Origin of the sequence: Aliidiomarina sp. (assembly GCF_047920995.1) — a bacterium.
In the GTDB taxonomy this organism is placed as follows: Bacteria; Pseudomonadota; Gammaproteobacteria; order Enterobacterales; family Alteromonadaceae; genus Aliidiomarina.
Map to the genome: position 1 here is coordinate 1 of NZ_JBLRWZ010000003.1, position 14,103 is coordinate 14,103.

Consider the following 14,103-nt stretch of genomic DNA (forward strand, 5'->3'; position numbering starts at 1 on the left):
TTGCGCAAGTGCCCACACAGATTACTTGGCTTGATATATTGTTAAAGAACGTTGCTCGGCTCAGTGGAGCTCGTAGCGAGGTGCGCATTCTACACGCCTCATTTTTGCTGTCAACCGCTTTCGAAAAGTTTTTCTATTTCTACATGCTGGCTAACTACAAAACGGCCAAAACCTTAATAGATAACGTGTACTTTTAGGGTTTTGCCATCCGCCCGAAGACGAGGTGCGCATTTTAGGGGTTTTTGAAGTTTCGTCAACACCTCTTTTAGGTAATTCTATTCGTTTGCACAGTTATTGAACAAAACTGAGCAAAAATTATATTTATGCTAAGCTAATATACAGTAGACGTTCTTTTTTGTTGTATGTGCTCTACTTCTTTATACATTTTTAATCACCTATTTATTAGTTAATCAAGGAAATCTCATGACTCGTGCATCCTCTGGCCTTCACATTGTTGTTGCCGCAATAGTAGCTGCTGTTTTTACCATTATCGCGCAACTGTTCGTGGATTCAGCTGATACCACAATTGTATCACTCATTGCTCTTGGTACCTTTCTCGGCGGTGTTGTAACGCCATACATCAATTTCTATCTTGCGCAGCGGAAATCTAAAACCGCGGCAACACAGCAACCTACTCATAAAACTAAGAAAGGTGTGGATGGCCGAACGTTATACGTTGGCAACTTACCCTTTAAGGTATCTGAGGAAGATGTTATCGCCCTCTTTGGTCGTTATGGCGATGTTACCGATGTTCGATTAGTAAAAGATCGACGTACAGGTAGAAAAAAGGGCTATGGTTTTGTAGAAATGGACGCAACTGGTGCTGATTTAGCGCTAGCGAAATTAAATGATCGTGATTTTGAGGGGCGCACCCTTAAAGTACGCACTGCTCATGCAGAACAAGATGATGAGTAGTATATTCTTTTAGTTTGTTAGTACGCACCAAAAAAGAGGCCAGCATTTGCTGGCCTCTTTTACATCACTCAATCTTACCGGTTGGGGTTAGTAAGAAACAGTAATCTCGTCTGAACACGTTTGTGTTCCAGCTTCACATACTTTGTAAGTTAATGTACCGCCACCACGAATGTTCGTAGCATCAGTATAAGAACCTGTATTCGAAACGGTAGCTACTGAAGAACCGTTACGGAAGATAGTTACACTTGATGAATCCGCACCAGACCAAGTTAGATCGGTACGCACACGGCCTTGTACTTTATATGTAGTGCCGCTTACCGTGATGCTCGTGTCGCCGTCATCACCGCCGCCAGTATCACCACCATCACCGCCTCCAGTATCGCCCCCAGCACAGCCATTCGCTGTTAGGTAATCGTAAGCATCTTTTGCTTTTACGATGCCGTAACCATATAGGTTATCCCGACCTGATGCGCCACGATCTTCCGCGGTAGCATTCAATGCTGCACGAATCTCGTCATTCGAACATTCCGTGAAGTAGCTCCATACCAACGCCGCTACACCAGCTACATGTGGCGATGCCATTGAGGTACCGTTAAAGGCTGCCCAATCACTTGCGCCAACGCTTACTGATGCAGATGAACCAATGCTACCTAAAGCAGCTTGACCATCAGCTTGGCTAATTCCTAAGGCAGGAATACTTACTGTTACGCCACCTAAGGTGCCGCTTAGTGGGCCGGCTTCGTTATTATAGATAACAGCGCCGACACCACCACCGTTTTGGCAAGCAAGTACTTTATCGGCAAAGCTAATTTGGCCACGCTCGATTAAACACACATTACCTTGGGCGCCTTGGCACGTAGATGTACCTAAACCACAATTTACGAGGTCTCCAGAAGCTTCACCATTTGGCGAACCATCCATACCTAAACCACTAAAAGTAGACCCTCCAGCAGAGAATAGTGCTAACGATCCGGTACCGCGCGGCACAGTAGACATAACATCCACACCTGGCGCAGCGATTTCAACTGCACTATTGCGCTGTGAGAATGAAGCATGGTTACCATCACGATCTACTGCAGCTACAGATAACACCGCAGGATAAGATGCTGGATACGAAAGTTGCGTGTTACCGCTATTACCTGCTGCCGCGATGCTTAATACGCCATCGTCATTTAAACGTTGAAATGCATTTCGTTCAGTAGTACTTGAGAAAGTGCCACCGAGGCTCATATTAATTACGTTTGAGCCGTAATTTGCACACTGATCAGCTGCTGCAATTAGGTTTGAAGAGTAGGCCCAACGATCAACACCAAACACTTTAACAACATGAATATTTAATTGGCCATTAGGAATTACGCCCACTACACCAACGCCATTAGCGAGTGCGGCTATCGTACCTGTTACATGAGTACCATGGCCGTTTTCATCGGTAAACCAGTTACCTGTGCCACTATCAAAAACGCCATCTACGCCTGATGTTTGTAGATCCGGGTGGCCTAAATCATAACCTGAATCGATTACACAAACCTTGCGGTTACCCGCTAGTGCTGCACTTAACTGATCTGCTTGCACCATGCCAATTCCATATGGTTGGCCTGGTTCAAATTCGCTGCTGAATAGCTCTCGTTTTACATCTTCTTCAATGTATAAAACGTTCGGATTTCTCTCTAAACCACGGATAGCTTGGGCAGGAACGGTGATAGCAAATGCATTGTCATTCGCCAAATCCACTTCTTTACGGCCACCGGCACGCTCAACGGCTTGGGCAACAGCGGCTTTGGCGCCTGGCTGGAATGCAACAATAACGCGTTGCTCTTCATTCGCAGAAACATCTGCGAGCAGCATTGGCGATGTAAACACGGAAGCAATAGCTGCTACTAGTACACTCTTTTTAAATCTTGTTTTACTTGTCATTAGTTAGGAACCTTTTTGTTGTTAATATTATCCGTATCGCAACTGCACTGCATTCCATGCCAACAATGAGCTGTTATCATTATTTTCGCTCAGGCTCTATTGTTAACAAATCGTTACATTTTATGAAATAGGGGTTTCCCCCTCTTCTACGAAAGTAATAGTTTTAAAAGGGGTTTCTTAACATCTTTGCACAACACAAAATCAACGCAGCATTGCTTGTGCGTTTACGCTAAAATATGGCCTTGCGACAAGCATCCGTGGATGTTCAAAATTTATGTAGTATTAGGAATGAATGATGGGAAACCCTAGCCAGGAGCCAACGCTTGCAGCCCTTTACAACGAGCAGCTGCAAGAAAAAGAACACCGTTTGAATACTTTATTAGCACCGTTTTCCAGCCCTAAAGTAAGTGTGTTTCCATCCCCGCCGCAGCATTACCGAATGCGAGCTGAGTTCCGTGTATGGCACGAAGGCGATGACCTTTTTTACGTTATGTTCAACCCGGAAACACGGGAAAAGTATCGGGTAGATCAGTTACCAGCGGCAAACCTACGAATTAACCAGTTGATGCCGTTAGTGCTCGATTACGTGCGCGATAAAGAGATTTTGCGCCGCAAGCTTTTCCAAGTAGATTTTCTTACCAGCACCACAGGCGAAGCGCTTATCTCGATGCTGTATCACAAAGCACTCGATGATGATTGGCAAACCGCTATCGAGCAAATGCAGCAAGATTTCTCCGCTTACGGCAAAGTTGATTTTATTGGTAGAGCCCGGAAGCAAAAGGTTCTGGTGCACCGCGATCGGGTAACTGAATGCCTTACCGTAAATGGCCAAGATTACTATTTTGAACACATCGAGAATAGCTTCACGCAGCCAAACGCTAGCGTAAATACAAATATGATTGAATGGGCATGCGCTGTTGCTGGTGACACCCAGCATGATTTACTGGAACTGTATTGTGGCAATGGCAACTTTAGTTTGCCGCTCGCTAAACACTTCCGTAATGTTTTGGGCACTGAAATCAGCCGCAGCTCAGTTACCTCAGCACAAACAAATATCGCTCTAAATAACATTACTAATGCACGAATTGAACGATTACCTGCAGAGGAATGTGCAGCAGCTATGCGCGGTGAAACGCTACCAAGCAGGCTGCAGGATATGCGTTTAAGTGATTATGATTTTAAAACGGTACTAGTAGATCCGCCACGCGCTGGTTTAGACGCAGACACGCTGGCAATGGTAGGTGAGTTTGAGCATATTATTTATATCAGCTGCAACCCAGAAACCCTTGCGGAAAACTTAGTTGCGTTGCAAACCACACACAATGTGGAAGCGGCAGCTTTGTTTGATCAGTTTCCGTTTACTCATCACATTGAAGCAGGTGTGTATTTAAGTAGAAAATAACAGGTGGGCGTTAGCGGGTTGGCTCGTCGAGCGCCCCATCTTCATTAAGTAATTCTTCAACATCTTCGCATGGCTTGTGATGGCGAATTCGGCAAAGGTATAAATTCAGGATATGCGCTACAACAATTAAAGCGGCACCTGCAACAATCATTAGTGGCTCCATGCCATGCCCTAACGTGTCTTTGTTAAAATACAACACACCACCAAGAATTAAAAATAGCAGCGGAAACCAGCTCTGATGATGGCGCATGCCCATCACTACGGCAATCCCACCAATGAACAAACTTAAACCAAGAATGATGCGCTCAAACAGTTCATACCCTAAAAATGATAGCCCCATTAACGCCAACGTTGGCAATACCACAGGCACCAGCAAACAATGCAGCGCGCATAGAACGGCGACAATGATTCCAGCTTTATCGAGTGGTTTATGGTGCATTAAGGAACTCCGTGTTCGGAAGATGGGAAAATACTATCATTTATATTCTACACTGTAATAGTATAACATTTCAAGCTCGCTGCACTGGAAAGGCCAGAACATCAGCAATATCGCGGGTTCCTAATTTCAACATGAGTAAGCGATCTACCCCTACCGCAACACCGCTACAATCAGGCAAACCATGCTCTAACGCAGCCAAAAAGGCTTCATCAATGGGCTGTTGTGATAACCCTGATGCAACTCGTTTTGCGTTATCTGCGACAAAGCGCGCGCGTTGCTGCTGAGCATCAGTAAGCTCCCAAAAACCATTGGCAAGCTCTAAGCCTTGATAAAACAACTCAAAACGCCGCGAAACGCGAGCATCATCTTTATCAATGCGAGCTAATGCAGCTTGGCTAGCTGGAAAATGGCTCACAAAGCATGGCCTTTCTTGGCCCAATTTGGGCTCTACTAGCATGCTCATTGCTAACTGTAATAGCGTATCTAGGTGATCATCTATGCTTACCGCATCACCAAAACCTGCAGTATTCAGCGCATCTAACACCGCAGGTTTACTGTTTGAAGCCAATGGATCTACACCAATACACTGCAAAAAAGCATCTTGATAGGTAATCGTTTGGGCCGGCATGGCTTGCAACAATACCTGCATTAATTCATCTAGTTCTGCCATTAATTGCAGATCATCGAAACCCGGGCGATACCACTCCAACAAGGTAAATTCAGGATTATGCCTACGGCTAATTTCATCATCCCGCACTACTTTGCAAAGCTGAAAAATAGCACCACTGCCAGCCGCCAGCATGCGCTTCATGGCGTATTCAGGAGATGTTTGCAGATAGAAATCGGTGGGCGTGGGCATACCTGGCCCTTGCAGGCGAGTGGTGGCGTTGTGCAAGTGCACATCGGTAACCCCGGCTCTAGCCAGTAATGGGGTTTCTACTTCTAGTACCCCACGAGAAGCAAAAAACGCGCGAATACAACGTTGCATATCCGCGCGCTCTTGCATTGCCTGCCAACTGGCACAAGGCTGCCAATCTTTACTCGGCATAAATAGCTTACTTTACTCGCGAAACATATTCGCCAGAACGAGTATCTACTTTAATTACTTCACCAGTTTGCACAAACAGCGGCACACGAACAACTGCGCCAGTGCTTAATGTGGCAGGTTTGCCACCGGTGCCAGCTGTATCACCTTTCAAACCAGGGTCGGTTTCAGTGATTTCTAGCTCCACAAAGTTTGGTGGAGCTACGTTGATTGGCTTGCCGTTCCATAGAGTAATGGTACATACGTCTTGCTCAACCAACCATTTCAAGTTATCGGCAACCGCGGCTTCATCTGCAGCGATCTGCTCGAATGTTTCGTTGTTCATAAAGTGCCAGAACTCGCCATCACTGTATAAGTAAGCTAGTTCTACATCCACTACATCGGCACCTTCAACGCTATCACCCGATTTAAAGGTTTTTTCCACCACTTTACCGGAAAGCAGTTTGCGAATGCGCACGCGGCTAAATGCTTGGCCTTTACCAGGCTTCACCATTTCGTTTTCTAAAATTACGCACGGTTCACCATCTTGCATGATTTTCAAACCGGCTTTAAATTCATTTGTGCTGAAATTGGCCATATGCCCCTCATTTTATCTCAAGCATGTACAAAACGGCCTAATAATAAACCAATACCAGTAAGATTTCAGGTAAAATAATAAACGAACATTCGATAAATTAGCGGTTAATGAATAGCGTGGAAATACAAATACAAGCGAACTGGCAACGGCAAATTGCGGAAGCCATCAGTTCTCCTGCCGAACTAGGCCAATTACTACAGCTTCCAGAACCTTGGGTTCGTACCCACGAAAGCGCCCGTAGCCTATTCCCTATGCGGGTTCCACGCTATTTCGCCAGCTTAATGGAAGTTGGTAACAGTAACGATCCGCTGCTCTTACAAGTAATGCCGAAAGCAGATGAGTTTGCGGAAGTGCCCGGCTATAGCACGGATCCACTGATTGAGAATGAAGCAGCCGCTGCTGCAGGGCTGCTACATAAGTATGGCTCACGGGTACTATTAATCTTTCGCGGCGGCTGTGCAATTAATTGCCGGTATTGCTTTCGCCGCCATTTCCCCTATGAGAATCATCATTTAAGCCAAGAAAAGTGGCAGCATATTGAAGCATACCTGCTGCAACACCCAGAAGTGAACGAAGTGATTTTGAGTGGCGGCGATCCGCTAATGGCGAACGATGCCCAAGTAATGAAGGCCGCCAAACGTTTAACAGCGCTTCCACAAATCAAACGCCTGCGAATTCACTCCCGGCTACCGATAGTAATTCCCGATCGGCTTACTGCCGAGCTTGCTGAAGGCTTGGCCAATACCGGTTTACAGATTATTTTGGTATTGCATGCAAACCATGCCAATGAAATCACCGCTACATTGCAAAAGAAGCTCGAGGCATGGCGCCAGAAGGGTATTACAGTGTTAAACCAAAGCGTACTCTTAGCCGGTGTAAATGATTCCGTAGCAGCGCTTACAGAGCTTAGCGAAGCGTTATTTGCGGCCGGCGTGTTACCCTACTACCTGCACCAATTAGATAAAGTGAGCGGCGCGGCTCATTTTGCGATTACCGATCGCCAAGCCAAACATCTGCATGCAGAATTACTAAAAGTATTGCCTGGATTCTTGGTACCTAAGTTAGTTAGAGAAATTGGTGGGGAAGCAAGTAAAACGCCGCTCTAAAATGGATGTAAAGAACACCGCAATAAAAAAGGGGCCAATGCCAAGCATCTGCCCCTCTGGTTTGTACTCTCTATCGTTTAACTTTGCTCAAAGGTTTCTTTAAACCAACTATCCAGCATTACGCTTTCATACTCAAGCATATTAGTACCGCGGCGACGTTGCGAAGTTTGCAACCCTTGGCCTGGTACTTCTCTACCTTTAATCTTATCTTCGCCTTGCTGCAACACGCTGCCATCTGCATCGTAAAGCGTGTAGCTAAGCTCCATATACGGGAAATCCATGTGGCGAACATAGCGATATTCTTGCATTGTGCCGCCAACATCGCGCATTACCACTGTTCCGGCCAAATCAACATTGGTTACAGTAATATGTAAGCGCTGATCAGCTGGCAGTTTGGCCGCTAACTCTGCAAACTTCGCATCGAAAGCCTCCATTACCCGCTGTTCAAAGTTAGATTGATTGCTTCCTGCAGCTTGAATATCGCGATAGCTACTTGGTTCATGCCAAGTAACTTCAACCTCTGCCGCCAATGCTTGTAGTGGCAATAACAAGCCAGCAACGAGCGCTATATGAAGCGGACGTAAAACAATTTTTGCTACGCTATGCTTCATGTTTAGAAATGTATTATGCAACATAAGCCCTCCTGATGTGGCTAACTAACACCCTATAGATATAGGCTAGATTAGTACAAACCTCAAGCATATAAACCTTAAGAAATGGTAAATAAATCAAAAGCAAAACTAAATTTTTCTATGCATTTTCTGGCATAAAAAAAAGGTGATGCCGAAACATCACCTTTTTTCACTTTGAACTTTAAAGCTCAAATTTACATCATGCCGCCCATGCCCATATCGCCGCCAGGCATTGCTGGTGCTTCATCTTTCGGCAATTCTGCAATCATGGCTTCGGTGGTTATCATTAAGCCAGCAATTGAAGAAGCGAACTGTAATGCAGAACGCGTTACTTTGGTTGGGTCTAGAATACCCATCTCTAGCATATCGCCGTAAGTATCGTTACCGGCGTTGTAGCCGTAGTTGCCTTCACCGTTTTTCACGTTGTTGGCTACTACAGAGCCTTCAGCGCCAGCGTTCATTGCGATTTGGCGTAGTGGCGCTTCCATTGCCCGTAGGGCAATTTTAATACCTACGTTCTGTTCTTCGTTGATACCGCGTAAATCAGCTAACTTGCTTGCTGCGCGAACCAATGCAACACCACCACCAGGTACTACACCTTCTTCTACGGCTGCGCGAGTTGCGTGCAACGCATCTTCAACACGATCTTTCTTCTCTTTCATTTCCACTTCAGTAGCGGCACCAACTTTAATTACTGCTACACCGCCAGCTAACTTAGCCAAACGCTCTTGTAGCTTTTCTTTATCGTAATCAGAAGAAGTTTCTTCGATTTGTTGACGAATTTGCGTTACGCGGCCTTCAATCGTTGCTTGGTCGCCAGCGCCATCAACAATAGTAGTGTTATCTTTATTAATCACTACACGTTTCGCGCTACCTAGTTGATCAACAGTAGCTTTCTCAAGCTCCATGCCGATTTCTTCAGAAATTACCGTACCGCCAGTTAATGCAGCGATATCTTGTAACATCGCTTTGCGGCGATCACCGAAGCCTGGAGCTTTCACAGCTGCTACTTTCACGATGCCGCGCATGTTATTTACTACTAGTGTTGCTAATGCTTCGCCTTCAACATCTTCGGCGATCATCAACAATGGCTTACCTGATTTTGCAGTAGCTTCAAGCACTGGCAACAATTCACGAATGTTGCTGATTTTCTTATCTACCAACAAAATTAGCGGGCTATCTAACTCAACGGTGCCAGCTTCTTGATTGTTGATAAAGTAAGGAGATAGGTAACCACGATCGAACTGCATACCTTCAACCACATCCAGCTCATCTTGCAAGCCTTGGCCCTCTTCAACAGTGATTACGCCTTCTTTGCCCACTTTATCCATCGCTTTCGCAATGATTTCACCGATAGTTGCATCGGAGTTCGCAGAAATCGTACCTACTTGTGCAATCGCTTTGTTATCTGAGCACGGCTGAGAAATCTTCTTCAGCTCTTCAACAGCTGCAATTACTGCCTTATCAATACCGCGCTTCAAATCCATTGGGTTCATACCAGCGGCAACGGCTTTTAGCCCTTCGGTAACAATCGATTGAGCTAAAACAGTTGCTGTAGTAGTACCATCACCCGCTTCATCGTTCGCTTTTGATGCTACTTCTTTCACCATCTGCGCGCCCATATTCTCGAACTTATCTTCTAGCTCGATTTCTTTGGCTACAGTTACACCATCTTTGGTGATGATCGGTGAACCATATGATTTGTCTAAAACTACGTTGCGGCCTTTCGGGCCCAACGTTACTTTTACTGCATCTGCTAATACATTTACGCCTTTCAGCATTTTTTGACGTGCTGAGTTACCAAACTTAACTTCTTTAGCTGCCATGATTTTGTTCCTTTCTGAATTCGTTAAAATTTCTCGATTTCAATGTATGCATTATGAGTTGTGCGTTGCGATTACGTGCGCTGCACATAACCACACCTAAGCAACACGTGATTACTCAACGATCGCTAAAATGTCTGCTTCGCTCATAATTAGGTACTCTTCGCCGTCAATTTTCTCGGCTTTCACGCCATACCCTTCACTGAACAACACAACATCACCAACTTTTACGTCAAGCGCTTTCACATCACCGTTCTCAAGAATACGGCCGTTACCCACCGCTACTATTTCTCCGCGCGTTGATTTTTCAGCCGCGGAACCGGTTAATACGATACCGCCGGGTGATTTGCTCTCTGCTTCTGCACGTTTCACAATCACACGATCATGCAATGGACGAAGTTTCATTCGTGATACTCCCATATCAATGTTGATAATTAACGAAAGGCCAAGTGGCCGGTGTTAAAGAATGTTATGCCCTACAAATGGGGGCAGGTTGAATCTTTCCAAGCCCCCACACGAAAAAAAATTTCTCTATTTAATTACGATCGCTGTTTTCTCGTTCTAACCTGCGGCGCTCTTCCTCTTTCTCCGAGTATTCACCATCGAAAGTGCGGCCATTATCTGGGCCTGCTCCCGGACGTTGTTGAAACGGCGAACTTTGCCCACCACTGCGAAAACCAAATGAGGTAAAACTTGCGCCACCGCTCATTTGCACTTGCATACGCGCCATCATTTTCTTTGCCAGCGCTTGGCGCACTGGCGGAATCAACAGCAACACAGCAAATGCATCTGTTATTAAGCCTGGAGTAACAAACATTAAGCCTGCTACGAAAATAAGAATGCCCTCTGCAAGCTGAATACCAGGCATTTCGCCCATCGCCATCCGTTGTTGTGCTTTTTGGTAGGCTTGCATACCTTGGCCGCGCACTAACGCCGCGCCAATCACTGCGGTAACAACTAACACCAAAATGGTATTCAAGCCACCGATTACCGAGCCCACCTGAATGAGCACTAAAATTTCAAGCAGTGGCATACCAACAAAGAGTAAAAAAAGTACTGGAAACATAATCTGTCCTGTCTTGGTTATAAACTCTTAATGGGGCATGATGCAGTTAATTTCAAGGGCATATTTTGAATTACAGCATTCGCTATCAGAATATCTTAGTGAGTGCATTACTGATTAGCAGTGGCTTGCCCGCCTATTTGAGTTGGCTGCAAGCATCGGTTAAACATCAGTAATTTACATTCTTGGTTTCGACATCAGCATTAGAAAACGCTAATATCGGAGCCCCACAAACATCTATGCAATTGCATGCAAACGATAAGCGGTATTGGTAATTTATGTTGGCATTAATCAATAGTTGGGCGAAAACACTCTTTCTTGGCATTATTCTGCTTGCCGCAGCGGTAAGTAGCGCTAGCGCCCAGCAATCATTTTTTAGTAACAACAGCGGCGAGTTCTTACCCGTTCAAGAAGCCTTTCCCCTGAGCTATGAGCAGCATGGTGATACACTATTTATTAATTTCCAGATTACCGAAGGCTATTACCTTTACCAGCATCGTTTTGGGCTCACTCCTGAAAGCTTAGTAGCCGATGTAACTCTTCCTGAAGCCAAGCCTTATAACGATGAGTTCTTTGGCGATGTAAACATTTACCGCAATGAAGTAACCCTAGTAGTGGATTTAGCAGCAGCTAATGTTGGCGATATTCTTACCTTACGTTATCAAGGCTGTGCCGATGCTGGTTTGTGCTACGCACCTACTACTGCAGAAATTGCCCTACAAGCTACATCAGGTGAGGCAGAGGCAGGTAGTTACCAGCTGCAAGATTTCTCTGCGGAGCCTGCTCCTAGCGGCGTATTTCAGTGGCTACAACCAGACCGCCTCGCGCTTACTGCAGGAATATTCTTACTCTTGGGCCTAGGCCTCGCGTTTACTCCTTGCGTGTTTCCGATGTATCCGATTATCTCGGGTATTATTATTGGCCAACGCATGGGCCAAAAAACGCCATTTACCCTACGTAGGGGCTTCATGCTCTCGTTTGTGTATGTACAAGGCATGGCCATTACTTACACGCTACTTGGTATTCTTGTGGCACTTGCCGGCATGCAGTACCAAGCCTATTTACAGCACCCAGTATTGCTCGGCGTACTTGCAGCATTGTTTGTTATTTTCGCGCTCGCGATGTTTGGCACTATCGGCTTTGATTTACCAGCTAGCTGGCGGAACAAGCTCACTGAAATTAGCCAAAGCCAGAAAGGTGGCGCCTACCCAAGCGTATTTGGCATGGGTGTTATTTCCGGCATGATCGCCTCGCCTTGCACTACCGCACCGTTATCTGGGGCGCTGTTATTCATTGCCCAATCAGGCGATGTATTGGTAGGTGGCGTAGTGCTGTATGCGCTGAGCATGGGTATGGGTATCCCGCTTATTATTATCGGCACTTCGGGCGGTAAGCTATTGCCAAAAACTGGCCCGTGGATGAATACCGTAAAAATTATGTTCGGTATTTTGATGCTCGCCGTAGCCCTATTCTTGGCTGAGCGCCTACTGCCGTTAAAGGCCGCGGCGTGGCTCTGGATTCTTTTCTTTATTGGCAGCGCTATTATTATCTACCGCGAGCTCTATCAACAGCTCGGCATTCGTGGCCGCACCATCGCTGCGTTGATTCTTATTATTGGCGCAGGCATTGGCGTAAATTGGCAGAAACCATATGTGGATGGCAGCTTTGAAGCCAACAAGCTGCAATTCACCCACGTGCAAAATTTAACAGAACTGCAACAACACGTAAGCCAAGCCTCAGCGGAAGGCCAGTGGGTAATGCTCGATCTGTATGCCGATTGGTGTACCGCGTGCTTAGAGCTGGAACGTTACACATTTAGCGATGCCGATGTGCAAGCTAGCCTCGCCAACTTTGCAGTGTTACAAGCCGATGTAACACAAGTAAATGCTACCAACACCGAACTCCTCAGCGAATATCGAGTGCTGGGTTTACCCACCATCCTCTTCTTCAATCTGCAAGGCGAAGAAATGAGTGCTTGGCGAGTTACTGGGTTCATGAATGCAGAGCAGTTTAAGCAGCGCTTAGAGCAACTCCAACAACAGCAATAAGTGTGAGTAGTTGCGGCGAATTTCGCTGATAAGACCAGTATTTTGCTGCGAAAATAGAAATTAACCTTATAATGACCCGAACTAAGCTAAAAGTTTCGGGTCATTTTGTATATGATGGCGTTTCTTTCAATTTCGCAGCAGATAGCAGCACAATGACCAAAAAAAGCGCAAATACTACCCAAATATCAGATGCAACCGTGTTAGTAATAAACGGCCCCAATCTAAATTTGCTCGGCACACGTGAACCCGAGCTCTATGGCGCCACTACGCTTGCAGATATTGAATCGAACTTAAAGCAGCTAGGCAAAGCTCTTCGTTGCCAGGTGCGCTGCGAGCAAAGCAATGCTGAGCACGAACTGATCAACATTGTGCATCAGGCGCGCAATGAAGTTGATTTCATCATTATTAATCCGGCGGCGTTTACCCACACCAGTGTGGCATTACGTGATGCACTGCTTGGGGTTGCCATTCCATTTATTGAAGTACATTTATCAAATGTGCATGCGCGCGAACCGTTTCGCCGCCACTCTTATTTTTCTGATTGCGCCCACGGCGTAATTTGCGGCCTTGGCGCCAAAGGTTATGAATTCGCACTAACTGCAGCAGTAACGTGGTTAGGCAACAACAAATAAACCATTACAACTCTCTATAAAGGTTACGTATACAATGGATATTCGCAAAATTAAGAAGTTAATCGAGCTATTAGAAGAATCAGGAATTGCGGAACTGGAAATCACCGAAGGTGAAGAATCAGTTCGCATTAGCCGCCATTCTACTGCTCCACAGCCGCAAATGATGCATTATGCTTCAGCGCCACAAGCATACGGCGCTCCAGCACAAGCAACACCGGCTGCAGCTCCAGCAGCGGAGAGCGCTCCAGCCAAAGAAGAAATTTCTGGCAACATCGTGCGCTCACCAATGGTTGGTACATTCTATGAATCTCCAGCTCCGGGTTCAAAAGCATTCGTAGCGGTTGGCCAACGCGTAAATGTTGGCGATACCTTATGTATCGTTGAAGCAATGAAAATGATGAACCACATCGAAGCTGAAGTAGCTGGTGTTGTGAAACAAATTTTGGTGGATAACGAAGCTCCGGTTGAGTTCGATCAGCCGCTATTCGTAATCGAATAAACCACCTA

15 protein-coding genes are annotated in these 14,103 nt (G+C 45.8%); 7 read left to right on the forward strand and 8 right to left on the reverse strand.

Annotated elements, in window-relative coordinates:
• Together ACNA7P_RS01250 and ACNA7P_RS01255 are read left to right on the forward strand one after the other, a co-directional pair.
• Nucleotides 1-197: hypothetical protein (locus tag ACNA7P_RS01250; protein ID WP_416256785.1), on the forward strand; the 197-nt coding region annotated here is incomplete at its 5' end.
• A 226-nt stretch (nt 198-423) separates the two neighbouring features.
• A complete protein-coding gene (locus ACNA7P_RS01255) occupies nt 424-915 on the forward strand; it encodes an RNA recognition motif domain-containing protein (protein WP_416256786.1) in 492 nt (163 codons plus the stop codon).
• An 87-nt stretch (nt 916-1,002) separates the two neighbouring features.
• On the opposite strand, the gene ACNA7P_RS01260 is transcribed toward ACNA7P_RS01255, so the two are convergent.
• On the reverse strand, nt 1,003-2,829 hold the full coding sequence (locus tag ACNA7P_RS01260; protein WP_416256787.1) for a S8 family serine peptidase: 1,827 nt from the start codon (nt 2,827-2,829) through the stop codon (nt 1,003-1,005).
• Between the two features lie 295 nt (nt 2,830-3,124).
• Between ACNA7P_RS01260 and trmA the strand changes: the two genes are divergently transcribed.
• On the forward strand, nt 3,125-4,231 hold the full coding sequence (trmA, locus tag ACNA7P_RS01265) for a tRNA (uridine(54)-C5)-methyltransferase TrmA (protein WP_416256882.1): 1,107 nt from the start codon (nt 3,125-3,127) through the stop codon (nt 4,229-4,231).
• Nucleotides 4,232-4,241: 10 nt separating this feature from the next.
• Here the strand turns inward: trmA and ACNA7P_RS01270 are convergent, their stop codons facing one another.
• From ACNA7P_RS01270 to efp, 3 genes are all read right to left on the reverse strand, one after another.
• Nucleotides 4,242-4,670, reverse strand: a complete 429-nt coding sequence (locus tag ACNA7P_RS01270; protein WP_416256788.1) for a MerC domain-containing protein — start codon at nt 4,668-4,670, stop codon at nt 4,242-4,244.
• Between the two features lie 70 nt (nt 4,671-4,740).
• On the reverse strand, nt 4,741-5,718 hold the full coding sequence (gene epmA, locus ACNA7P_RS01275) for an elongation factor P--(R)-beta-lysine ligase (protein ID WP_416256789.1): 978 nt from the start codon (nt 5,716-5,718) through the stop codon (nt 4,741-4,743).
• Between the two features lie 7 nt (nt 5,719-5,725).
• A complete protein-coding gene (efp, locus tag ACNA7P_RS01280; protein WP_416256790.1) occupies nt 5,726-6,292 on the reverse strand; it encodes an elongation factor P in 567 nt (188 codons plus the stop codon).
• A gap of 107 nt (nt 6,293-6,399) precedes the next feature.
• Here efp and epmB point away from each other — a divergent pair, with 107 nt between their 5' ends.
• Entirely contained in the window at nt 6,400-7,398 is a 999-nt protein-coding gene (gene epmB, locus ACNA7P_RS01285) for an EF-P beta-lysylation protein EpmB (RefSeq protein ID WP_416256791.1), read from the forward strand.
• A 77-nt stretch (nt 7,399-7,475) separates the two neighbouring features.
• On the opposite strand, the gene ACNA7P_RS01290 is transcribed toward epmB, so the two are convergent.
• From ACNA7P_RS01290 to ACNA7P_RS01305, 4 genes are all read right to left on the reverse strand, one after another.
• The gene (locus ACNA7P_RS01290; protein WP_416256792.1) at nt 7,476-8,033 is read right to left on the reverse strand and encodes a DUF3016 domain-containing protein; all 558 of its coding nucleotides are present in this window, start codon (nt 8,031-8,033) and stop codon (nt 7,476-7,478) included.
• A gap of 191 nt (nt 8,034-8,224) precedes the next feature.
• On the reverse strand, nt 8,225-9,856 hold the full coding sequence (gene groL / locus ACNA7P_RS01295; protein WP_416256793.1) for a chaperonin GroEL: 1,632 nt from the start codon (nt 9,854-9,856) through the stop codon (nt 8,225-8,227).
• Nucleotides 9,857-9,967: 111 nt separating this feature from the next.
• Nucleotides 9,968-10,258 (reverse strand): co-chaperone GroES, encoded by a 291-nt coding sequence (locus tag ACNA7P_RS01300; RefSeq protein WP_416256794.1) that lies wholly within the window; start codon nt 10,256-10,258, stop codon nt 9,968-9,970.
• A gap of 130 nt (nt 10,259-10,388) precedes the next feature.
• Complete coding sequence (locus ACNA7P_RS01305; protein WP_416256795.1) at nt 10,389-10,919, reverse strand: FxsA family protein; 531 nt, start codon at nt 10,917-10,919, stop codon at nt 10,389-10,391.
• Between the two features lie 275 nt (nt 10,920-11,194).
• Between ACNA7P_RS01305 and ACNA7P_RS01310 the strand changes: the two genes are divergently transcribed.
• From ACNA7P_RS01310 to accB, 3 genes are all read left to right on the forward strand, one after another.
• Nucleotides 11,195-12,964, forward strand: coding sequence for a protein-disulfide reductase DsbD (locus ACNA7P_RS01310; RefSeq protein ID WP_416256796.1), 1,770 nt, complete (start codon nt 11,195-11,197; stop codon nt 12,962-12,964).
• A gap of 152 nt (nt 12,965-13,116) precedes the next feature.
• Nucleotides 13,117-13,596 (forward strand): type II 3-dehydroquinate dehydratase, encoded by a 480-nt coding sequence (aroQ, locus tag ACNA7P_RS01315; RefSeq protein ID WP_416256797.1) that lies wholly within the window; start codon nt 13,117-13,119, stop codon nt 13,594-13,596.
• Between the two features lie 34 nt (nt 13,597-13,630).
• Entirely contained in the window at nt 13,631-14,095 is a 465-nt protein-coding gene (gene accB, locus ACNA7P_RS01320; protein WP_416256798.1) for an acetyl-CoA carboxylase biotin carboxyl carrier protein, read from the forward strand.
• The last annotated feature ends 8 nt before the right edge of the window (nt 14,096-14,103 follow it).

Coding starts and splice junctions, on each gene's coding strand:
- ACNA7P_RS01255 (WP_416256786.1), top strand. CDS start 424: ATGACTCGTGCATCCTCTGGCCTTCACATTGTTGTTGCCGCAATAGTA.
- ACNA7P_RS01260 (WP_416256787.1), bottom strand. CDS start 2,829: ATGACAAGTAAAACAAGATTTAAAAAGAGTGTACTAGTAGCAGCTATT.
- trmA (WP_416256882.1), top strand. CDS start 3,125: ATGGGAAACCCTAGCCAGGAGCCAACGCTTGCAGCCCTTTACAACGAG.
- ACNA7P_RS01270 (WP_416256788.1), bottom strand. CDS start 4,670: ATGCACCATAAACCACTCGATAAAGCTGGAATCATTGTCGCCGTTCTA.
- epmA (WP_416256789.1), bottom strand. CDS start 5,718: ATGCCGAGTAAAGATTGGCAGCCTTGTGCCAGTTGGCAGGCAATGCAA.
- efp (WP_416256790.1), bottom strand. CDS start 6,292: ATGGCCAATTTCAGCACAAATGAATTTAAAGCCGGTTTGAAAATCATG.
- epmB (WP_416256791.1), top strand. CDS start 6,400: ATGAATAGCGTGGAAATACAAATACAAGCGAACTGGCAACGGCAAATT.
- ACNA7P_RS01290 (WP_416256792.1), bottom strand. CDS start 8,033: ATGTTGCATAATACATTTCTAAACATGAAGCATAGCGTAGCAAAAATT.
- groL (WP_416256793.1), bottom strand. CDS start 9,856: ATGGCAGCTAAAGAAGTTAAGTTTGGTAACTCAGCACGTCAAAAAATG.
- ACNA7P_RS01300 (WP_416256794.1), bottom strand. CDS start 10,258: ATGAAACTTCGTCCATTGCATGATCGTGTGATTGTGAAACGTGCAGAA.
- ACNA7P_RS01305 (WP_416256795.1), bottom strand. CDS start 10,919: ATGTTTCCAGTACTTTTTTTACTCTTTGTTGGTATGCCACTGCTTGAA.
- ACNA7P_RS01310 (WP_416256796.1), top strand. CDS start 11,195: ATGTTGGCATTAATCAATAGTTGGGCGAAAACACTCTTTCTTGGCATT.
- aroQ (WP_416256797.1), top strand. CDS start 13,117: ATGACCAAAAAAAGCGCAAATACTACCCAAATATCAGATGCAACCGTG.
- accB (WP_416256798.1), top strand. CDS start 13,631: ATGGATATTCGCAAAATTAAGAAGTTAATCGAGCTATTAGAAGAATCA.